The 21256-nt window shown below is 37.0% G+C and carries 21 protein-coding genes; 9 read left to right on the forward strand and 12 right to left on the reverse strand.

What is annotated here, in order from left to right:
• Window positions 1-536 precede the first annotated feature (536 nt).
• Window positions 537-770, reverse strand: a complete 234-nt coding sequence (locus MR041_RS07505) for a (4Fe-4S)-binding protein (protein WP_242092999.1) — start codon at window positions 768-770, stop codon at window positions 537-539.
• Between the two features lie 120 nt (window positions 771-890).
• Window positions 891-2480, reverse strand: coding sequence for a peptide chain release factor 3 (locus MR041_RS07510; RefSeq protein WP_242093000.1), 1590 nt, complete (start codon window positions 2478-2480; stop codon window positions 891-893).
• A gap of 116 nt (window positions 2481-2596) precedes the next feature.
• Here MR041_RS07510 and idi point away from each other — a divergent pair, with 116 nt between their 5' ends.
• The 4 genes from idi to MR041_RS07530 are packed head-to-tail and all read left to right on the forward strand — an operon-like array spanning window position 2597 to window position 4815.
• Window positions 2597-3121: an isopentenyl-diphosphate Delta-isomerase gene (gene idi / locus MR041_RS07515; protein ID WP_242093001.1), complete on the forward strand. Its 525-nt coding sequence runs from the start codon at window positions 2597-2599 to the stop codon at window positions 3119-3121.
• Window positions 3118-3528 (forward strand): 6-pyruvoyl trahydropterin synthase family protein, encoded by a 411-nt coding sequence (locus tag MR041_RS07520; RefSeq protein WP_242093002.1) that lies wholly within the window; start codon window positions 3118-3120, stop codon window positions 3526-3528. Before idi ends, MR041_RS07520 begins: the two co-directional genes overlap by 4 nt.
• A 16-nt stretch (window positions 3529-3544) precedes the next feature.
• Window positions 3545-4516: a type I phosphomannose isomerase catalytic subunit gene (locus MR041_RS07525; protein WP_242093003.1), complete on the forward strand. Its 972-nt coding sequence runs from the start codon at window positions 3545-3547 to the stop codon at window positions 4514-4516.
• A 29-nt stretch (window positions 4517-4545) separates the two neighbouring features.
• A complete protein-coding gene (locus tag MR041_RS07530) occupies window positions 4546-4815 on the forward strand; it encodes a hypothetical protein (RefSeq protein ID WP_242093004.1) in 270 nt (89 codons plus the stop codon).
• A 155-nt stretch (window positions 4816-4970) separates the two neighbouring features.
• Here the strand turns inward: MR041_RS07530 and MR041_RS07535 are convergent, their stop codons facing one another.
• From MR041_RS07535 to MR041_RS07545, 3 genes are all read right to left on the reverse strand, one after another.
• Window positions 4971-5672, reverse strand: coding sequence for a DUF4369 domain-containing protein (locus MR041_RS07535; RefSeq protein ID WP_242093005.1), 702 nt, complete (start codon window positions 5670-5672; stop codon window positions 4971-4973).
• 427 nt (window positions 5673-6099) lie between these two features.
• Window positions 6100-6822, reverse strand: coding sequence for an outer membrane beta-barrel protein (locus MR041_RS07540; RefSeq protein ID WP_242093006.1), 723 nt, complete (start codon window positions 6820-6822; stop codon window positions 6100-6102).
• Between the two features lie 115 nt (window positions 6823-6937).
• Complete coding sequence (locus MR041_RS07545; RefSeq protein WP_242093007.1) at window positions 6938-7870, reverse strand: alpha/beta hydrolase; 933 nt, start codon at window positions 7868-7870, stop codon at window positions 6938-6940.
• A 434-nt stretch (window positions 7871-8304) separates the two neighbouring features.
• On the opposite strand from MR041_RS07545, the gene MR041_RS07550 reads away from it, so the two are divergent.
• Window positions 8305-8970 carry a M15 family metallopeptidase gene (locus MR041_RS07550; RefSeq protein ID WP_242093008.1) on the forward strand — a complete coding sequence of 222 codons (666 nt, stop codon included), beginning with the start codon at window positions 8305-8307 and terminating at the stop codon, window positions 8968-8970.
• Between the two features lie 61 nt (window positions 8971-9031).
• On the opposite strand, the gene MR041_RS07555 is transcribed toward MR041_RS07550, so the two are convergent.
• Window positions 9032-9373, reverse strand: a complete 342-nt coding sequence (locus MR041_RS07555) for a DUF6249 domain-containing protein (protein ID WP_242093009.1) — start codon at window positions 9371-9373, stop codon at window positions 9032-9034.
• A 135-nt stretch (window positions 9374-9508) separates the two neighbouring features.
• Here MR041_RS07555 and MR041_RS07560 point away from each other — a divergent pair, with 135 nt between their 5' ends.
• The gene (locus MR041_RS07560) at window positions 9509-10096 is read left to right on the forward strand and encodes an RNA polymerase sigma factor (protein WP_242093010.1); all 588 of its coding nucleotides are present in this window, start codon (window positions 9509-9511) and stop codon (window positions 10094-10096) included.
• A complete protein-coding gene (locus MR041_RS07565; RefSeq protein WP_242093011.1) occupies window positions 10080-10484 on the forward strand; it encodes a hypothetical protein in 405 nt (134 codons plus the stop codon). The genes MR041_RS07560 and MR041_RS07565 overlap by 17 nt, the downstream gene beginning before the upstream one ends.
• On the opposite strand, the gene MR041_RS07570 is transcribed toward MR041_RS07565, so the two are convergent.
• The 4 genes from MR041_RS07570 to htpG all read right to left on the reverse strand — a co-directional run bounded on the left by MR041_RS07570 (window position 10481) and on the right by htpG (window position 15148).
• Window positions 10481-10984 (reverse strand): cupin domain-containing protein, encoded by a 504-nt coding sequence (locus MR041_RS07570; RefSeq protein ID WP_242093012.1) that lies wholly within the window; start codon window positions 10982-10984, stop codon window positions 10481-10483. The two genes, MR041_RS07565 and MR041_RS07570, sit on opposite strands and share 4 nt — an antisense overlap.
• On the reverse strand, window positions 10981-11616 hold the full coding sequence (locus tag MR041_RS07575) for an MOSC domain-containing protein (RefSeq protein ID WP_242093013.1): 636 nt from the start codon (window positions 11614-11616) through the stop codon (window positions 10981-10983). Before MR041_RS07575 ends, MR041_RS07570 begins: the two co-directional genes overlap by 4 nt.
• Window positions 11617-11726: 110 nt before the next feature.
• On the reverse strand, window positions 11727-13058 hold the full coding sequence (locus MR041_RS07580) for an OmpP1/FadL family transporter (RefSeq protein ID WP_242093014.1): 1332 nt from the start codon (window positions 13056-13058) through the stop codon (window positions 11727-11729).
• A 179-nt stretch (window positions 13059-13237) separates the two neighbouring features.
• Window positions 13238-15148 (reverse strand): molecular chaperone HtpG, encoded by a 1911-nt coding sequence (gene htpG, locus MR041_RS07585; RefSeq protein ID WP_242093015.1) that lies wholly within the window; start codon window positions 15146-15148, stop codon window positions 13238-13240.
• 222 nt (window positions 15149-15370) lie between these two features.
• Between htpG and MR041_RS07590 the strand changes: the two genes are divergently transcribed.
• On the forward strand, window positions 15371-16378 hold the full coding sequence (locus tag MR041_RS07590; RefSeq protein ID WP_242093016.1) for a 3-oxoacyl-ACP synthase III family protein: 1008 nt from the start codon (window positions 15371-15373) through the stop codon (window positions 16376-16378).
• A 395-nt stretch (window positions 16379-16773) separates the two neighbouring features.
• Here MR041_RS07590 and MR041_RS07595 read toward each other — a convergent pair whose 3' ends face one another.
• Window positions 16774-19266 (reverse strand): TonB-dependent receptor, encoded by a 2493-nt coding sequence (locus tag MR041_RS07595; RefSeq protein WP_242093017.1) that lies wholly within the window; start codon window positions 19264-19266, stop codon window positions 16774-16776.
• A 96-nt stretch (window positions 19267-19362) separates the two neighbouring features.
• On the opposite strand from MR041_RS07595, the gene MR041_RS07600 reads away from it, so the two are divergent.
• Entirely contained in the window at window positions 19363-19725 is a 363-nt protein-coding gene (locus tag MR041_RS07600) for a CoA-binding protein (protein ID WP_242093018.1), read from the forward strand.
• Here MR041_RS07600 and MR041_RS07605 read toward each other — a convergent pair.
• The gene (locus tag MR041_RS07605) at window positions 19687-21144 is read right to left on the reverse strand and encodes a sodium:solute symporter (protein ID WP_242093019.1); all 1458 of its coding nucleotides are present in this window, start codon (window positions 21142-21144) and stop codon (window positions 19687-19689) included. The genes MR041_RS07600 and MR041_RS07605 overlap by 39 nt on opposite strands.
• Window positions 21145-21256 lie beyond the last annotated feature (112 nt).

The following is a 21256-nucleotide window of genomic DNA, read 5'->3' on the forward strand; positions in this document are numbered from 1 at the left end:
TCGAGATATTTCCGCGAGCAACCGCCCATACCTTTGAATTTTGGACCAGCAGGTCAGGCTTAGTTGGATTGGACTTAACCAGCCGATTTGGATGAGGTTGCTCGAGATATTTCCGCGAGCAACCGCCCATACCTTTGAATTTTGGACCAGCAGGTCAGGCTTAGTTGGATTGGACTTAACCAGCCGATTTGGATGAGGTTGCTCGAGATATTTCCGCGAGCAACCGCCAATACCTTTGAATTATGGACCAGCAGGTCAGGCTTAGTTGGCTTGGACTTAACCAGCCGATTTGAGCGCGATTGCTCGAGATATTTCCATGAGCAACCGCCCATACCTTTGAATTTTGGACCAGCAGGACAGGCGTAGTCAGATTTAGCTAAAAATTATGACCTGTGTTGATGGGCGATGATCTGTGTTTAAAAGAAAATGGATTATGCTATTTATCACAGTCTAATCAGGTTACACTCATAAAAAAATAAAAACTCTTTGAAAGCTAAGTTTTCAAAGAGTTTTTTAATTAACACTTATTATCGAATTTAAACTGCCTGTTTTTCATTTTTTAAATAATACTTCAAAGCACCGGAGGGACATTTCTTAATTTGTTCAACGATGATTTCCGTATCCGTATTATCTAAATTTATCCATGGTATTATTGAATCGCTAAATACTTCTGAAAGTTCCTTTGCACATCTTCCTGAAAGCTTGCAAATGCAAGGATCGTAGGTTACAGTAATCTCATTGTTACTAAATTCTTTAGCATTTACTTCCATGAACTCAATCAATTTGGGGTGATGATTTGATATTAAAAGTACAGGATACTTTAAAAGGGTATTAAAAAAACTAGCCTAAACGTCTTAAAAACACGATTAATAGATGAACGGTATGTATAATTATTTAAATTCCGATGTAAAGTGGAATTTTATACTCGGATATTTTTGTTGTGTCATTTGTAATGAAAATGCCGAGTCGGCTAAAAACACTAATTGTCCCCGTTTATCCTTAGCCAGGTACCGCTGTTTTACTTTTATAAAATCCTGATACTCGTCATGTTTCTCATCTTCAGCATCTATCCAACATGCCTTATGTACATTTAAATTTTCATAGGTGCACCTGGCTCCATATTCATGTTCCAGCCTATATTGTATGACTTCGTATTGAAGTGCGCCAACTGTTCCAATAACTTTTCGCCCATTAAGCTCTAAGGTAAATAATTGAGCAACACCTTCATCCATAAGTTGATCAATACCTTTATACAACTGCTTTGATTTCATTGGATCGGCATTATTGATATATCTAAAGTGCTCAGGCGAAAAACTTGGAATTCCCTTGTAGCTTATGGTTTCGCCTTCTGTAAGGGTGTCTCCGATTTTAAAATTACCCGTATCATGAAGGCCCACAATATCCCCGGGGTAAGACACATCCACTATTTCCTTTTTCTCAGCAAAAAATGCATTTGGACTGGAAAATTTCATTTTTTTGTTGTGTCTCACATGTAAATACGGTTTATTACGTTCAAATTTGCCAGATACAATTTTTACAAAGGCTAAACGATCCCGGTGGTTCGGATCCATATTGGCGTGAATTTTAAATACAAATCCACTAAAGTCATGCTCTTCTGGTTTAACAAGACGTTCTTCACTATGCTTCGGTCTTGGTTTTGGTGCAATTTCAATAAAACAATCCAACAGTTCTCTGACTCCAAAATTGTTTAAGGCCGAACCAAAAAATACGGGCTGTAAGTCTCCTTTCAAATAGGCCTCTTTATTGAATTCCGGATAAACACCTTCAACCAATTCAAGATTTTCATTTAAAGCCTGGGCTGGGTCATTACCAATTAAACGTATCAAGCTATCAGATTGGAGGTCGGATATTTCTATGGTTTCTTCTATGTTTTTACGATTATTCCCGCTAAACAGATTAATGTTTCTTTCCCAAATATTATAAATCCCTTTAAAGTCATAACCCATACCAATGGGAAAACTCAATGGACAAACCGTAAGACCCAGTTTTTGTTCAACTTCATCCAGCAAATCGAAAGCATCCTTACCTTCACGGTCAAGTTTATTAATAAAAACAATCATGGGGATATTCCGCATTCTGCAAACTTCGACGAGTTTTTCAGTTTGTTCCTCAACACCTTTGGCTACATCTATAACAACAATAACACTGTCTACAGCGGTAAGCGTTCTATACGTATCTTCTGCAAAATCCTTGTGACCGGGTGTATCCAGAATATTGATTTTTATACCTTGATATTCAAACGCCAATACAGAGGTTGCAACAGAGATGCCACGTTGACGTTCAATTTCCATAAAATCACTCGTCGCCGCTTTTTTTATCTTATTACTTTTTACTGCTCCGGCCTCCTGAATGGCTCCCCCGAACAGCAATAATTTTTCAGTTAATGTGGTTTTACCTGCATCCGGGTGAGAAATGATTCCAAAAGTACGTCTGCGTTGTATTTCTTTTAAAAAACTCATTGTGTTCATTTTGAATGGGTGCAAAGATACTTCATAATTTAACAATTTATGAGTTCAGTTTTTAGTTTTTAGGTTAAACACTACAAATATTAACTTATACTTGGTATTTTTGTTTTATGGAGGAAGAAAAGGTAATTTTAGTAAATGAAAACGATGAACAAATAGGACTCATGCCAAAAATGGAAGCCCATGAAAAGGCCCTGCTGCATAGAGCTTTTTCGGTGTTTGTCTTTAACGATAAGAATGAATTGATGCTCCAACAGAGGGCATTCAATAAATACCATTCTCCCGGTCTATGGACCAATACCTGTTGTAGCCATCAGCGTGATGGGGAAACTAATATTGAGGCAGGAAAGAGACGGTTGCGTGAAGAAATGGGATTTGTTACACCATTGATAGAATCGATCGCCTTTATTTACAAGGCCCCTTTTGATAATGGTCTTACAGAACACGAGTATGATCATGTGCTTTTAGGCAGCTATAATGATGATCCTGTAATCAACAAAGAAGAAGTCGCCGATTGGAAATGGATGTCTTTGGAAGCTGTTAAATCGGATATTGAAAGGCAACCCGAGATGTATACCGAATGGTTTAAAGTTATATTTCAAAAATATTACGAACACTTAAATTTTAATCAATGAAGGTTACTGTGAGTAGACGTGCGCATTTTAATGCGGCACATAGGTTGTATCGAAAAGATTGGAGTGATGAAAAAAACCGGGAAGTATTTGATAAATGCAGTAATCCACATTTTCACGGACATAATTATGAATTAATTGTAAGTGTTACCGGAGATATAGACCAAGAGACCGGTTATGTGATTGACATTAAAATTTTAAAAGAGATTATAAAAGAAGAGGTTGAAGATGCCTTCGATCATAAAAATTTGAATCTCGAAGTCGATGCGTTCAAGGATTTAAATCCTACAGCCGAAAATATTGTTGTAGTAATCTACAACAAATTAAAATCGAGATTAAAAGATGACTTGTCTTTAGAGATTACCTTATATGAAACTCCAAGAAACTTTGTAAGCTATTCAGGTAATTGATAATTAATATAGATATATGAGTGATACACTATACCCTATGAAGTTTCATCCGATTTTAAAGGATAAAATTTGGGGTGGTCAAAAATTAAAGACCTTATTAAAAAAGGAAAGTAATTTACCAAATATTGGTGAGAGCTGGGAAATTAGTGATGTAGAGGGTGATCCCTCCATTGTGTCCAATGGGAAATTAAAAGGCCGGTCCTTAAAAGATTTATTAGAAACGTATAGAGCCGATTTGATCGGTGAAAAAAACTATCAGCTTTTTGGAAATAAGTTTCCTCTGTTAATTAAATTCATCGATGCGCGTGAAGATTTATCAATACAGTTACATCCTAACGATGCCTTAGCGGCTGAGCGTCATAATTCCTTTGGAAAAACGGAGATGTGGTATGTCATGCAGGCCGATAAAGATGCTAATCTAATAGTGGGTTTTAATCAGGAGATGAATGCCGAGAAGTATCTTGGTCATTTGGAAAACAAAACACTGCCCCAAATTTTAAATTTCGACAAGGTTAAAAGTGGGGACACTTATTTTATTGAAGTTGGTCGTGTACATGCGATTGGGGCTGGGGTCCTGTTGGCCGAAATCCAGCAAACAAGTGATATTACGTACAGGGTTTATGATTGGGATCGGGTGGATGACCAGGGTAATGCCCGTGAACTGCACAACGATTTGGCCATTGATGCCTTCGATTTTAACATGCCGGATAATTTTAGAGTGGCTTATGACCGCAGCAAAAACCGCTCGAACAAAATGGTGAGTTGCCTTTATTTTACCACGAGCTATTTAAAGGTTACAGAGCGACTGGAAAAACAGAATACAAAAGATTCTTTTTTTATTTATATCTGTGTTGAAGGAGAAGCACATATCAGTGTTAAGGGTGTTTCCGTAAATATAAAGAAAGGAGAAACAGTATTGCTGCCCGCCTGCATAAAACGATATGAAATAGATGCCAAAAACGCGACCCTATTAGAAGTTTATGTTTAATTTTGTTTTGTAATTTAAAATAGATCAATATGGCAAATGTAAGAGATTTAAAAAAGGATATTAATTATGTATTAGGCGATATTATTGAGGCGGTTTATATCTGGGAAGAGGCAAATTCCGACAAGGATACCAAGAAAAGTGAAGCTATTATAGATGAGGCCATTGCAACTTTCGATGAGTTGATTGCTAAGGTAAACGCAAAGGATATTGATAATCCAAAGGCACATTTCAAATCAATAAACCTCGAGCTTGAATCGAGAGGGAAAGCCCTGATCGATAAAATCAATAAATTGAGTTGAACTTGTTAACCTGACTTAATGAGTTATCAGGGGATTAAAGAGCTTCCATTTTATAACTAAAAGAAAAAACCGAGTGTCCATAAGACACTCGGTTTAATTTTGTTGTCAAATATCTATTTATAGGAGGGCAAACGATGTCATCTTTTCAGATGTATTTAATTTTCGTCTTTCGATTTTATCTCTTTAATATAAGCATCCAATTCTTTACCATATTTCGAAGCCTTAATCTCGGGTGTGAGGGAATTATTTATCGTATCCAAAAAATTAATTCTCGCATTATAGATTTCTGTTAAGGCCAAATAAGGCGCCACTTCGCTGTTGTTGTGATTGATGGCAAAATTAACGGTTTGTAAATATTGACTTTTAATAAGGTTACTCTGCTTACTTTCATAATTGATCATGGCAGATGAGTCACCCCTTTTTTGTGCCTCCAAACTTTCTTTTATTAAATCCAGTTTTCTGTCTTTTATTCTAGACATCAGCAATTGATATTGCTCAAGAAGTTTTTGTTGTTCCGAACCCTTTATCTCGGCATCCAGAGCAAAATTCTTTAAGGTCGTATGGATTTCAGTAACACCCTTGTCAGCAAAAAATCCAATTCTTTCGTTCTCTGTACTGTTTTTGTCCAAATCCAAATAAAATACTTCTGGAGATTCAAGGGCACTTGTCAATTCGATTAGAGCGCTGCCATTCACAACAACAGAATCCACCGTAACTAAGGTGGTATCCAAAACTTTTTTTAAATATACCGTACCTTTTTTTAATCCTTTAATATCGGCTCTCACAGTTAAATCGGGCTGTTCTTCACCGCATGATACCATGAATAGTGCAAATAGTAGCAGTAATGTCTTATTCATTTTTCAAAATTCTATTAGAAGGCAAATATCTTAAAAAAAATAGATTAAAACTAAATGCATTTTATCCATATTTTAAGTGGCTAATGGGTAGGAAGTAACCCTTTTATGTCGTTTTAAGGATGTCTTGTTTCATATTATGGATCCCATTGAAAGTGTGGTATTCTGTAGATGCCTTCACCCGACTTGTACTATGGAATTCTTCGAGATTCACTGCATTTTTAAAATGGTTAGCTTATAAAAACTTTATTTTGGCATGGTAATTGATTTCTATAAGGTGTTACAATCTACCATAGAAGTTTATGGAGTGGTTACTGTAAATTTTAAGATTGTAAAATTCATATTTTTGGTTGGTTAGTTAGTAAAAAAGCATTCACGATTGTGAATGCTTTTTTTATTCATATGAAGATGTACTATGGAAATAGGGTTCTTATTTGTACGGACAACCGCAGTTACCGTCATTTTTAAATAAATCTGAAATGCTTTTCCCGTCTGTTCTAAAAATATCTATGGAAAGACTTAAACTCAAGGTACTGGGAGTATATGCTCTTAGGTCAGCTAAATTGACACCAAATGCACCGTTGTTAATATCCAAAAGTTCTTCTTCTGTTTGTTTTGTGCCCATTTCATACCTCAAATCTATATTAAACCGATTATAGCGTACCATAACCCCAATATTCAGGCCTACTGTATTTCTGTCAATATCCGGTCCTCCGTCACTGTAGGAGGTCACCTGTACACCTTCCAGTTGGATCTCATCGAAAAAATTAAGGTTTGGACCTGCATAAACAGATACGGGTTTTACAATTTCATATCCAACTAACAATGGGATTTCAAACTTTGAGGTTGTCCATTTGGATTTCCTTCTTGGAAAGTCATAGTGATTTTGCAGATCGACGTAATTTAATTCAGGTCGTATAAAGAATCGTTTAAATTCAATCATAAAATAACCACCAATGAGATATCCAATATCTTGTTTAGGAGAAAATAGTTCATCCGCCTTGCCGGCTGCAATCGAACCGCCTCGTGAATTAATATCACCAATGCTGTTCGTATTCAAACCCCCTTTCAATCCGAATGCATACTCCTGGGAAAATGATATCGAGGAATTACAATAAATACAGAGTGCTAATAGTAGGTAAATAGCTTTCATTTATAATAGATTTGGTAAATACGACAGAAAGATATAACTAAATACCAGAAATTTAATGAAATTGCGACAAGAGGTAAGTTTTTACTTTAAAGTGAGGATTTTCCATAAAATACATCTAATGATTTGATTTTATGAAGGTTGTAATATGCTTAATTAATTCCTGAGAAATTTCCCTGTTCGGTTCGTTGTAGGATTTCGAATTTTCCAGGTCATCTCCTTCTATAAGCACCAAGACATGGTTCATTTGATCAATTAGTTTTAACTGTGCTTTTGGAGCAGCATTTTTCAGCTCTTGGGCTTCCTCAACAGTCGTTTGTAAATCCTTCGTGCCGTTTAAAATCAATATAGGCATGTTTAACTGGCTTATGATCTGACGTGGATCGTATTGCATCCAATTTATCATAAATGGCTGTATATCTTCAGCAAAAATCGAAGATAAAGGCTTGGGGTAATCCTGAACCACCTTTCCGTTTTTTAGTTGCTCTATAACGGTTTCACTTTCTTCTGAAAATTGTGGTGCTGTCTTGCTTATCTGTGTAATCAGGACGTCACCAATGTTATGTCCGGCTCCTGCCAGAGAAATAAAACCGTCGGCTAGCTCCTTTGAAGCGATCAATCCAACCAAACTGCCCTGGCTATGGCCAATTACATAAATTTTGTGGTATGCCCGGGTATTTTTAAAATAGGTAATTACCTCAATGGCATCGTTAACAAAATCATCAAATTTTATGTTTGGATCGATATTTTGCTGTCTGATTTGTTTAACAATGCGCTTATCGTATCTGTAAGTGGCTATACCATTTTGAACTAAGGCATCAGACAGTTTTTTAAGGGCATTGTTTTTTAAAAAATTTTGATTTCCGTTTCGATCTGTTGGGCCTGAACCACCAATAATAATGGCCAAATCCATTGCGTCTCTATCCTCTGGCAAAGTAAGTGTGCCATCAATGTGTCTGCTTACGTTAATATTTTTTTCATTAAATGAGACGTTCTGCGAATGCATCAACCCGAAAAAACCGAGATATAGAATTAATAACCGTAACTGCATTATTGAATTTTTAGTAAATATAATTTAATAATTTCACTATGCTATTAACTAAAAACTGGATAACATCGTATGTGATGCCTCCTAAAAATATCATAAACTTTGCCAGTTTACAGATAGAATAAAATGTATTTTATCGATTAAATGTAATAGTTTATCTTTAAATGTTAAAAAATAGTGCATTTTATCGATTATTGGTGTTTTTAATCGTTTTATTTCATTCGTATAATTATTTTTGGTGTGTACTAAATAACATACTTTTTAGTTCAATGGATTAATTAATTAATATTTGCATTATGTTGTTGATATAGAGACCCTAAATCTACTGCATACGATAAGCAAATTAAAAGAGACCGAGTTTGAGGGAACTCGGTTTTTTTTTGCACTAATTCGACGTACATCTTAATTTTTTTTAAATTTATTCTTTATAAAGGTCCATGAAATCATTTCTTTTTTTAGTATTCATTTTTGGCTATAGCCTGTGTTTTTCTCAGGTACCGGAAGGTTTTGTAGATGCATCGAAGTACATTCCGAATTTAGAAATTGAATTACGATATTTTGGTTACAATAATTTCGTAGGCAGACCAATACATGGTTATGATGCGCACATTCTGTACCTGACAAAACCCACAGCAAAAGCTCTAAGAAAGGTTCAAAAGGAATTAGAACATGATGGGCTGTGCCTGAAAATCTATGATGGTTACAGACCGCAACGGGCCGTTAATATGTTCATGACATGGGCACAGGAATTTAACGACACTTTGAAGAAAAACACATTTTATCCTCAGGTAAAAAAGAAAAATTTGTTTAAGGAGGGTTACATTGCCACGAAATCGGGCCATAGTCGGGGTAGTACCGTAGATGTCACTGTTGTCGACCTTAAAACAGGTGAGCCGCTGGACATGGGAAGCCCTTACGATTTTTTCGGTCGATCCTCCTGGATCGATTATGATCAATTAACGGAAGAGCAAAAATCTAACAGGCGGTTACTGCAAATGGTGATGTTACGGAATGGATTTAAAAATTATTCCAAAGAGTGGTGGCATTTTACCCTAAAGAATGAACCTTTTCCAAATACCTATTTTGATTTCATAATTAAATAAAAAACCTGTTCTTCATAGTATTAGAGAAGAACAGGATTAAAGTAATCTGATGACCTTTTGCTTAAGATTTGTCTAAATTCTTGGTCATATGGAACCCTATGAATAAGGCAATACCGGACATTAAGAATATGGTGCCTGGTTCTGCAATGTTGTCATCCATACCGAGCATGACCAAAAGGCCAGCAATAAATACACCTGCACCTATACCCATAAGTAATAGGGCAATGTTTAGAATGAGCACCTTCCAAATGGGAGCAGTGCCTCTCTTTCCGCTCATAAAAATACTTGCATCCGCTCCTTTTTCTATTAGAGCAAGACGTTCTTTATTCCGTGTCGATAAATAAAGATAAACCATACCGAAAATAGCTAAGAAAAAGCTAATGGGAATTAATACTTCTACCATAATTGTTTGTTTTTAATTGATTATTTTTAATGTGTTTATAAGCTTTGACGGCAGGTTTTGCTTTTAGGTTACAGAAATAGAAAAAAATATTCAAAAGTGTAACCTAAATTAAAAATTAGGCGTCTCAATATTAAAATGACCATCAACGACGATCAATATTATATTAATTTAATACTTGAAGGCGATTCGAATGCATTTAAAGTCATCGTTGACCGTTATAAGGATTTGGTCTATACCCTTACCCTAAGAATGATAAAAAACAGGGAAGAGGCAGAGGAGGTGGCACAGGATACTTTTATTAAAGTCTATAAGTCGTTAAAAAAGTTTAAAGGGGAGTCTAAATTTTCGACGTGGATATATAAAATTGCCTATCATTCAAGTTTGGACAGGATCAAGAAGAATAAAAAGTTTCAACGTAATGTTGCTATTAATGAGTTTACAGAATTCGAGGTTAAAACCATTGATAATGCCTTGGACAGATTGGAAGAGGATGAAAGGAAGAAGGCCTTACAGGATTGTATTGCCTTATTACCCAATGATGATGGGTTTTTACTGACCTTATTTTATTACGAAGAACTAAGTTTAGAGGAAATAGCGAAGATCGTGGGTTTAACCCCAAATAACGTAAAAGTAAAACTGTTTCGAAGTAGAAAAAAATTGGCTACCATCGTAAAGCATCATGTAGAACCGGAATTAATTAAAGATTATGAAAGAGGAAGTTAACAAGGAATTAAATGAATTCATTAAAAAGATCGTAAAGGAGAGCCCAACGCAAAGCCCATCCTTTGATTTTACCGAGACCGTCATGTCAAGGATTACAAAATTGAACGAGAGTAAAGTAACGGTCTACAGGCCCTTAATATCCAAATTGATCTGGGTTTTTGTTGTCATTTTGTTTTTATCCCTCCTGATATATGCTTTGCTTTTCGGAAACGAAACGGAATCTTTGGGTTGGTTCGATACATTGAACTATGGTTTTATTGCCGATTCTTTTTCAGGTTTAGAGATATCTAAAACCACCCTGTATGGAATTACATTTTTTACGGTAATGCTGTGCCTTCAAATCCCTTTATTAAAGCAACATTTCGATAAACATCTTGCAGCGAACTAATCCCTGGTCAGACGTTCTATAATGTTTCTATGCTGTGGGAATTTTGAACACAAATTCTCCTTATCTGCCAATTCAAAATCTCTGAAATCGAATCCGGGAGATACGGTGCACCCTACCAGCGTGTGGGCATTGTCATTTAAAACTTCGGCGGCAAACCAACTTCTGGCCGTAACAGTATACTGGGGTACCTCAGCTTCCTCTAAATGATTCCCAATGATGACCATGGAATAAACCCCCTCAGGTGAAATAATATGTAGCTTTAATGGCGATCCTTTATAAAAATGCCAGATTTCGTCTTGTTTAATTCGATGTAATGCCGAAAAGTTATCTGAAGTGAGTAGAAAGTAAATAGCAGTCGAATAATGACGCATACCCTCTATATCGTTATCTAAATTATCCTCGGTAATTAAGCCTTCGCTTCTGTAAGTCTCTTTGTAAAAACCACCTTCCGGATGGGGTTGTAATTTAAGTTGTTTGACGATATGATCAAGTTCTGTCATTTTAAATAGGCTTTAAGCTTATCCCGTTTTTTTTGTGGCAGCGCATCGAGATGCTGGGCTAATTCAATATGGTTTCTATCTTTATTTTTGGCAAATAGCAAACGATTAAAATCAAATATGCTTAATCTATGTTCTGCCTGCTCCACTAAATTAAATACATCACCAATACTGACATAGCCCGCTTTTAAAACACGGATATAGGTCCCTGAATATCCATGGTCAATAAATTGTTTAATAATCAATTGATTACCGAACCGAATGCCAAGTTTATAGCAGGGCTCTCGAGGTTGCGTTATCTGCACCAAGGCACCGCCCACTTTATAGATGTCACCGATAAATAGCCTGGTCTCGTCCAAACCTTCAACGGTTAAATTTTCACCAAACATGCCCCATTGCCATTGCAACTGCGGATATAAGGCTTTCCAATAGGGATACTGATCTGCCGGATACATATAACAGGCCTTAAATTCGCCTCCGTGGTACCTTCTATCGGTGACTTCATCTCCTTTGACGTCATTTTTTCCGAGGAAAATAGGTGCTTCGGTAGGCGCTTTATAAATCCCGGTAGTCTCTTGTTTGCCGTTCCAAATTATGGTTCTAGATTTGGCGATATTGGTTGAAATAATTTTCATGTGACTTTGAATGCTTCAAAACGAAGATACCTAATTTTCAAAAAAGGCAATAAAAAAACCACTTTATAAACATAAAGTGGTTTTCGATTTCATTTATCTAAATGAGGAAATTAATTGCTTGTTGCTTCACTTTTCTTATTGAAGACATATTTAAATCCTAGCATGACCAAATCCGTTGTCATGTCATAAGAGACATCACTGCCCGGGATGGCACCATAAGGAGGGGAGTTCTGGATGAACATAGGGTTTAATATTTGCCCGGATGTTTTCCCGCTGCTTGATCCGTGATGGTACATGGCATTTAGTTCAAATTTCTGACTAATTTCATAGGTTAGCCCGAATTGAAATGCATTTTTTATAATGGCAGTGGCGGGAATATTAAAGAAAGCCACGTCTTCCGCTATCGGATTGTCACTATAGGTATATCCAAAGCGTATCGGCAATCTATTAATTCCTTTATATTGTACACCTGCGGAAAGTATGTTAATGTTTTTCCATCCAAAACCACTTACTGAAAAGGTCTGAGTCCAACCTGTTTTTTTAAACCCATCCGTATTTTCATAATCCACTATTCTATAATCTAATGCGAGATCGAAATCAGATTTGGAATAGCCCAGGCCTACGGAGTAAATGGCAGGGTAATCCATGTTAAAGCTGTTAGCACCTGTTGAATTGTCTAAATAGGTGTTTTCAAATTCAAAATCTTCAAAAGATTGTGTTGATTTATAGGAAACCCCTGCTTTAAAACCTGTTTTGGAATCATAGAACAGACCAATTTGTGCGCCAAAACCGGTACTGTTCACTTTATTCGTTGAGGGGTAACCGGCTTGATTCGGATTGGCTGTTGGGTTTGGCATGAGCTCTAAACTGGCAAAATTAAGGGTTGGTTCTATCCCAATAGAAAAGTTATCGGATAAGGCGTAGGCCCAGGTAAAGCCTATTTGTAGCAACATATAATCCGATTCTATTCTGCCAAAACCGCCCATATTTTGGGGCATGTTTATTGGATTAGACATGCTTTCAGGGAAGGTAACACCAAAACCACTTATACCAAATGCAGACAATCCAAAGGTATGCCTGCTGTTTTCTTTTCCAAATACCAAAGCCAGGGCAGGCATCGGGGAATTACCTCTGTCATCATTTGTTACACCCGAATAGATATTTCCTGTCGGTTGTCCATTTGTGTCAAATTCCGGGATTGTGGAATAAAGGGTCGGGGATGACATGAATATTCCAAGATCAAAATTTAGAATGGTTTCATTAAAGGTCGAAATTGAGGCTGGGTTCCATTGCAGCGCCCCGGAGATATCCAGTGGTTGACCAGTAGCGGCACCACCCATAGACATATTAACCGATCCTACACCTTGTAAAATATGTCCCGCCTGGGCTATTGCTGAAATGGAAAATAGAAATAAGCCTAGATTAAATATAGCTTTTCTCATGATACATATTGATTAAAAAATTATTTGAATTGATATGAAATTTAGAAATGTAAAATTAGATCTCACAATCACAATTAAACAGAACATTTATCATGTTATTCCAATAAAAAACCACTTTGTAAATAACAAAGTGGTTTTTTCATAATGTTTGTTAGAATATGAACTATTAGATAGTCTAATTACTTTATCATATCATAGCTGCGTTTAATAAAGTTGGTCAATTCTTCTCCTTTAAGAAGTCCCTGAGACAAACGTGCCAGATCCAAACTTTGATTGATTAAACGTTCTTGTTTTTTCCTTGTTTTGGTGTTTAAAATATCACTTACCAGTTCATGATTGGTATTGACTACCAAATTGTACATTTCGGGCATATTACCCATACCAAACATACCGCCACCACCGGTTTGCTGCATTTCTTTCATACGGCGCATAAATTCCGGTTGGGTGATAATAAATGGAGAGGCATTACTGTCCATTGCTTCCAACTGGACCATAAATTTCTCGGATGGAATCACCTCCTTCAGCAATTCGTCCAAGGTTTTCTTTTGATCCTCATCCAATTTGGAAATAATGGTGTCGTCCTTTTTGATCAAATTATCAATATGGTCGGCATCCACTCGAGCGAAAGAGATCTTCTCTTTTGAGGTTTCCAATTTTTGCATCAAATGCGATACAATTGGAGAATCCAGCAACAGGACTTCATAACCTTTTGCTTTGGCTGCTTCAATATAGCTGTGTTGCGCTTCTTTATCGGCGGCGTAGAGAATGATCAATTTATCATCTTTGTCCGTCTGATTGGCCTTAATTTTATTGTACAGCTCTTCATAGGTGTAGTACGTTCCATCAACCGTTGGATAAAGGGCAAACGCATCCGCCTTTTCAAAGAATTTCTCTTCGGAGAGCATACCGTATTCGATCACAATTTTTATATCATCCCATTTCTTTTCAAAATCTTCGCGGTTGGTATTGAAAAGGGATTTTAATTTATCGGCTACTTTTCGCGTGATGTAAGAGGAGATTTTTTTAACTGCACCGTCGGCCTGCAAATAAGAACGCGATACGTTCAGTGGAATATCAGGTGAATCGATCACCCCTCGAAGCATGGTTAAAAATTCAGGAACAATACCTTCCACGTTATCCGTTACAAAGACCTGATTCTGATAGAGCTGAATGCGGTCCTTCTGAATGTTTAAATCATTGGTCATTTTTGGGAAATACAATATCCCAGTTAGGTTAAACGGATAATCTACATTCAAATGAATGTGGAACAAAGGTTCTTCAAACTGCATGGGGTACAACTCGCGGTAGAAGTTTTTATAATCTTCATCCGTGAGATCCGTCGGTTGTTTTGTCCATGCCGGATTCGGATTATTAACAATATTATCTACGGTTATTTTTTTATGGGGTTCGGTCGTTTCCTTGCCATCCTTATCCGTTATTGTTTTTGGTTTGAAGTCCGGATCGTTAATCTCCTTGGTTCCAAACTTAATTGGAATCGGCATGAACTTATTATATTTCAACAATAATTCACGGATGCGCGATTCTTCTAAAAACTCCTTATCATCATCCATGATATGAAGGATAATTTCCGTTCCTCTTTCAGTCTTGTCATGAGGTTCCAGAGTAAATTCAGGCGAACCGTCACAAACCCAATGCGCAGCCGGTTCATCCTTGTACGATTTCGTAATAATTTCAACTTTGTTGGCCACCATAAAAGACGAGTAGAAACCAAGCCCGAAGTGCCCTATGATACCGGTATCCTTGGCCGAATCTTTATATTTGTCCAAAAACTCTTCTGCCCCTGAAAAGGCAACTTCATTGATGTATTTTTTAACTTCTTCTGCTGTCATTCCAAGGCCCTGGTCGATGATATGCAGCTTTTTTCCTTTTTTATCAATTTTAACCTCAATTTTAGGCTCACCATATTCAATTTTTGCATCGCCTACATTGGCAAGGTGTTTTAGTTTTAAGGTCGCATCAGTGGCGTTACTGATAAGTTCACGTAAGAAGATTTCGTGATCGCTGTATAAGAATTTTTTAATGAGCGGGAAAATGTTTTCTACCGATACATTAATATTTCCTTTTGTCATGATATTTATTTTATAGGTTAAATGTCAGTCCTGATTTTGAACAATGCGAACTGACAAAATTAAATTTATCTCGTGCTTACCCATGAGTCAAAAAAAATACCAATCCGGCAAATGTGACAAACTGACATTATTTTTACATGCAGTAGGAGAAATGTTGAACTTTCAAATTGTTATTGGAATTTAAACGCAGTTATCGTAATTTGTAATACTAAACAATAAGCTATGTACAATTCGAAAATAATTGGCTTGGGTAAGTATGTTCCGGACCATGTCGTGACCAATGATGACTTATCTAAAATGATGGATACCAGTGATGAATGGATTCAGGAACGCACAGGTATAATAGAACGCCGTTGGATTAAAGAGGGTAGTGAGGATACGTCGGCCGTTATGGGGGCAAAAGCCGCCAGAATTGCGATAGAGCGATCGGGTGTGACAAAAGATGACATCGATTTCATTGTATTTGCAACATTGAGTCCCGACTATTATTTTCCAGGCTGCGGTGTTCAAATTCAAGATTTACTCGATGTGCCCACGGTGGGAGCCCTGGATGTAAGAAATCAATGCTCCGGATTTGTATATGCCGTGGCAGTTGCCGACCAGTTTATTAAAACAGGAATGTATAAGAATGTTCTCGTGATAGGCGCAGAATATCACTCTGGGGGATTAGAAAAAACAACACGAGGACGAGGAGTAACGGTTATTTTCGGTGATGGGGCAGGAGCTGCCGTGTTAAGCCGAACTGAAGATCGCACCAGAGGTATCCTGTCTTCACATTTGCATTCTGAAGGGAAATATGCCGAAGAGTTGATGGTCGCCGGACCGAGTATTAAACATTGGGTTCCAGAAATTTTGGAGGCTAACGATCCTAACGACACGTCATATTATCCATACATGAATGGGACATTTGTATTTAAACATGCCGTAGTTCGTTTTAGTGAAGCAATTGTTGAAGGTCTCGAAGCCAATAATTTAAAGAAAGAGGACATAGACATGTTGATTCCGCATCAGGCCAATCTGAGAATTTCTCAATTTATTCAAAAGAAATTCCGATTACGAGATGATCAGGTGTATAATAATATTCAAAAATATGGGAATACTACAGCCGCTTCCGTTATTATAGCCCTCACTGAAGCCTGGGAGGAAGGAAAGATAAACGAGGGTGATAACGTTGTATTGGCAGCCTTTGGAAGCGGATTTACCTGGGGTAGTGTTATTATCAAATGGTAAGGAAACGAATTAAAAAACCCGAAATTTTCATTTCGGGTTTTTATAGCTATTAATCAACTCCAACTAACACTACTTTTGTGAAGTATATTTATATAGACGTAAAACTTTTAAAAATATTGCAATCTTAACAAAGTTTAACAATAAAAAACTCGGAATCGTCATCATCCGAGTTTTAAAAAGAAGTACTCTTAAACATTACGAATTCTTTACTAGGTGACTAACTCTAAATAATTAATTTCGCAGATTATAACATTACAACGTATAATAAATAGTTTTATTGTATAAAATTTTAAAAAAATTTTTTTTTAATTAAAAAAGCTCCAAATTTAGTTTGGAGCTTTTATTCAATAACCTGAACATTATACTAACCATCAACTTGTCAGGTTATCAAAGTTTTATAGGAATCCTCCATTTCCGGATTTTACATTGTCATCTCTTCTTTTTCTTGATTTTGCACGGTATTTTCCTCCACCAAATCTGTAGTTCAGACTAATATTCCAAGTATTGCTTTCCCAGTTAAATGCACCGGTTTGAACAAATGGTCGTTGTCCGTCGAAACTAAAACGCATGGTATTGAAAATATCGTTATAGTTAAATCCGAAGGTTGCTCTATTGTTCTCGAGGAAACTATAGCGTAATCCCACATTTACGAAATACATGGGATCAACATCAAATTGTAAGGTTCTGTTTTTACCTCTGTAAAATCCGAAAGCCGTAAAGGCTAAATTCTTGTTGACACTAAAATTATTAAACATCCTGAAGTTCCAGGCGACATTATCCACTTCGGTCACATTGGTCTCAATATCGGCAATAGTCGCATTTTCAAGACGCACCCCATCTCTAATATTTTCCGCTATGCCCTTTTGAGTCTGGGAATAGAAATCAAAACTGCCATTTATAGTCCACCAACCAAAAGGTCTGTAGTTGCTGGCTATCTCGATACCATAAGCCGAAGTATTATCAAAATTATCATGGGTTAGAATAACCCGTCCCGAGGTGACATCACTTCGATCAATAAATAGGGCTCTGTTTATTTCATCGGAAATCGAACGATAAAATATTCCAGTGGTAAGACTTCCTTTTCGCTCGTTAAAATTTCTTATAAAGTTGATCTCTATGGAGTTTGTGAATTGTGGTTCTAAATCTTGCATTCCGAAAGACGATATCAATGGCGTACTCCATTCCTTAATAGGATTAATCTGTCCTATTCCCGGACGATCCACCCGGCGACTGTAACTGAATTGTAAAGCATTCTTCTCGGAAGGCGTGTAGGTTATAAAGACAGACGGATAGATTTCAAAATAGTCATTGTTAAATGCAATTTCAGTGATGTCACTGGTCGTCTGATCCTGTTGCAAGGCAATAGCATCCACATTGACATGTTCTATTCTTGCTCCAAGCTGATAGGACCATTTTTCGAGTTTTTTACTAAAAGAGGCATAGGCCGAATAAATATCTCTGGTGTAATCAAAATTGGTGCTTGGGGTGGGCACTAAGCTGCCCGAATCACTAAAGGATTCTCCAGTTGAGGCATAGGCAATATCGGTGTTGAATAATCGTGCCTGAAGGCCTAATTCCAATTTAGAGTTCTCAGAAATTGGATTTACATAATCCAAATTAACAGTGGTGTTTGAACGTTCTGTCTCATTATAATCGATATAGTCACTCAATGGGCCAGCGATCTGATCAAAAAATACGGGATTTTCACCATCGTAAAAATTATGATCTATCTCCAATTCGATGTTCGATCCCTCTTTAGCGAAGTCGATTTTGTAATCGAAGTTATACTGAGATGAGGCGTTATCACCAACTGCCGAAAAGATTTGATCCTGATTAAATGACATATCATCATAGAAAATAGCATTGGTTCTGCCGACTGTGCTGTCATCCGAGATGTTCTGATTACTGAAAACAGAAATCGTATGGCGCTCATTCAAATAAAAATCAACCCCTATTTTGTATTGATGGTTCTCTCTTTGGTCTAAAAACCTGAAGAATTGTTCCGAGTTATTTTCCGGTCTGAACACGTTGCCGTTATTTCTGTTTTTTGAAACATTATTGCTGTAGTTACCGTAAAAATTAAATTTGCCATTTCTGTAGTTCAGGTTCAATGCACTATTGAACTTTGACTCGATCTCTTTACTCAGGCTAACATTTAAATTACCGTTAAAACCGATATTGGTGTTTTTGTGTAGCACAATATTTATGATCCCACTCATGCCCTCAGGATTATATTTTGCCGAAGGATTGGTAATGAGTTCGATAGATTTTATTGCCGTTGAAGGGATTTGCCTGAGTAATTGTGCCGTCGGAATTGTGGATAACTTTCCATCGACCATGACCTGGACATTCGAATTTCCTCTTAGGCTGATCTCCCCAGTTTGGGCGTCGATGCTTACAGAAGGAATACCAACCATGAGATCGGAAGCGGTTCCTGTGGCGGCTAGATCTTTGCCAATGGTTATTATCTTTCTGTCTACTTTTTGCTGAATAGTAGAAACTTCTGCTATAACGGTAACCTCATCCAAACCTTCAACCTCTTCCTCTAAAAAAATATCACCTAAATTTATCTTGTAGTGCCCCTTTTCGATGGTATAGTTTCTTTTTACGGTTTTATAACCGATGTATTGTATACTTACAATAACATTACCTTCGTCAATTTTCTTGATTTCAAAAATACCTTCCTCGTTGGTCATGCCTCCTGTTAAAGTTTCACCATTAGTACTTAAAATAACGACATTAACATAGGGTAAGGGTTGCTTTAACTGAGCGTCTAAAACCACACCGGAAATGGTGCCGGGTTTATCGCTATCTTTTTCGGGATCTGTGTTGTGAGCTTGTGAAATCAGGGAATAAAAGATAACACAAATAAACAGTAATTTATTCATTTTGATTTGTTGATTTTTTGATTGATGTTTAACAGGTAGACGGACGATGTGGAATTGTGTTACTATATTTATAACCTATTAACTTTATTTTAACACATGGACAAAACAACATTGGTTTTTGGCGCGTCTTTAAAGCCCAACAGGTACAGCAACTATGCCATTCAACGTCTGGTTGCAAATAAGATAAATGTGGTGGCCTATGGAAAAAGGGAGGGTGTGGTTAATGGCATTAAGGTAAACACCGAATTAGTGCCATACGATACTATCCATACGGTAACCTTGTATTTAAATCCCAGAAGGCAGAGTGCCTATTATGACTACATTATTTCACTGAATCCCCAACGGGTCATCTTTAACCCGGGGACAGAAAATCCGGAATTCTATGCACTATTGAGCGCGCATCATATTCCTTTTGAAGCGTCATGCACCCTGGTTCTGCTTGCTACGAATCAATATTAATCCAAGAAAGGTAAGAAGGCCGTTTATTATTAAAATTTCAAAACCAATTTGGTAACCATTAAGTAAATCTACAGAGTTGACATTCAGAAGGTAGGATAGGATGGGTGCAATACAGGCAATAATCCAAACATATTTGTCCTTTAATTGAGTTTTGGTGAAAATTCCAAAAGCAAACAAACCCAATAAAGGACCATAAGTATAACCTGCCGCCTTGAATAATTCCCAGATAACCGAAACGTCCTTGAATATGGTGTCAAATAGGACAATGACAACCACCAAAACGAAGCTTATAAAAACATGGGTTCGCTTTCTTACCCGCTTCTGTGCTTCAATCGGTTTTTTGTCCAATTCAATAATGTCGATACAAAATGAGGTGGTAAGCGAGGTAAGGGCGGAGTCTGCACTGGAATACGCTGCAGCAATTAATCCAAGTAAAAAAAAGGTGGAGGTCACAGCTCCAATTTCAGGTAGCATGGCAATAGTGGGGAATAAATCGTCTTTCCTCGCTGTGATGCCATTCAAATCTGCATATTGTGTAAGCATCAGACCTAGGGCAAGAAACAGAATGTTAACAAAAATGAGTATTACCGAAAAGGTAACCATGTTCTTTTGGGCTTCCCTTAAATTTTTGCAGGTTAAATTTTTCTGCATCATATCTTGATCGAGTCCTGTCATGGTGATGGTGATAAACATTCCAGCCAAAAAGCTTTTTACAAAGAATTGCGCATCATTGACATCTTCAAAAAAGAACGTTTTGCTCATCGGACTCTGCTTAATGTTTTGATAGATGTCCTGAACGGTGTTTAATTCTAGGGCTGATGCCAGAAATACGATGGTCACAACTACCGAAACCAGCATGAATAGCGTTTGGAGTGTATCGGTAAATATTATGGTCTTAATACCTCCCTTGAATGTGTATAACCAGATAAGGGCAATGGTGATAATTACGGTAATCGTAAAGGGAATGTCGTATTGGTCAAAAATAAGCAGCTGAAGCACTTTGGCCACGAGAAATAACCTAAAGGCGGCGCCTACCGTTCTTGAAATTAAAAAGGCCACAGATCCGGTTTTATAACTGGTGTTTCCAAATCGGTCCTTGAGATAGGTGTATATCGAGGTCAAGTTTAACTTGTAGTAAATAGGCAGCAAGACATAGGCAATGATGAGGTAGCCGAAAAAATACCCGAAGACAACCTGCATATAGCCAAACTGTTTAGCCTCTACCGCTCCGGGAATAGATATAAAAGTAACTCCGGAAAGCGAGGCTCCTATCATTCCAAAGGCGACCAGATACCAGGGAGCCGATTTGTTGGCCTTAAAGAAGGCGTCGTTAGAATCTTCTTTACCCGTAAAATAGGAGATGCAAATTAAAACAGCGAAGTAAATGACGATTAATAAGATAATTTGAGTTGTGCTCATGGATATGGTTAAGGAGATCAAATTACAAATATTAAGTTTCAAAAGCCAAACCGATTTATGTTTTATTTAAAATAAGTATTTAAATTAGTGAAATTAAGGTCTAAATGGTATT

The organism is Aestuariivivens sediminicola (assembly GCF_022662015.1).
In the GTDB taxonomy this organism is placed as follows: Bacteria; Bacteroidota; Bacteroidia; order Flavobacteriales; family Flavobacteriaceae; genus Aestuariivivens; species Aestuariivivens sediminicola.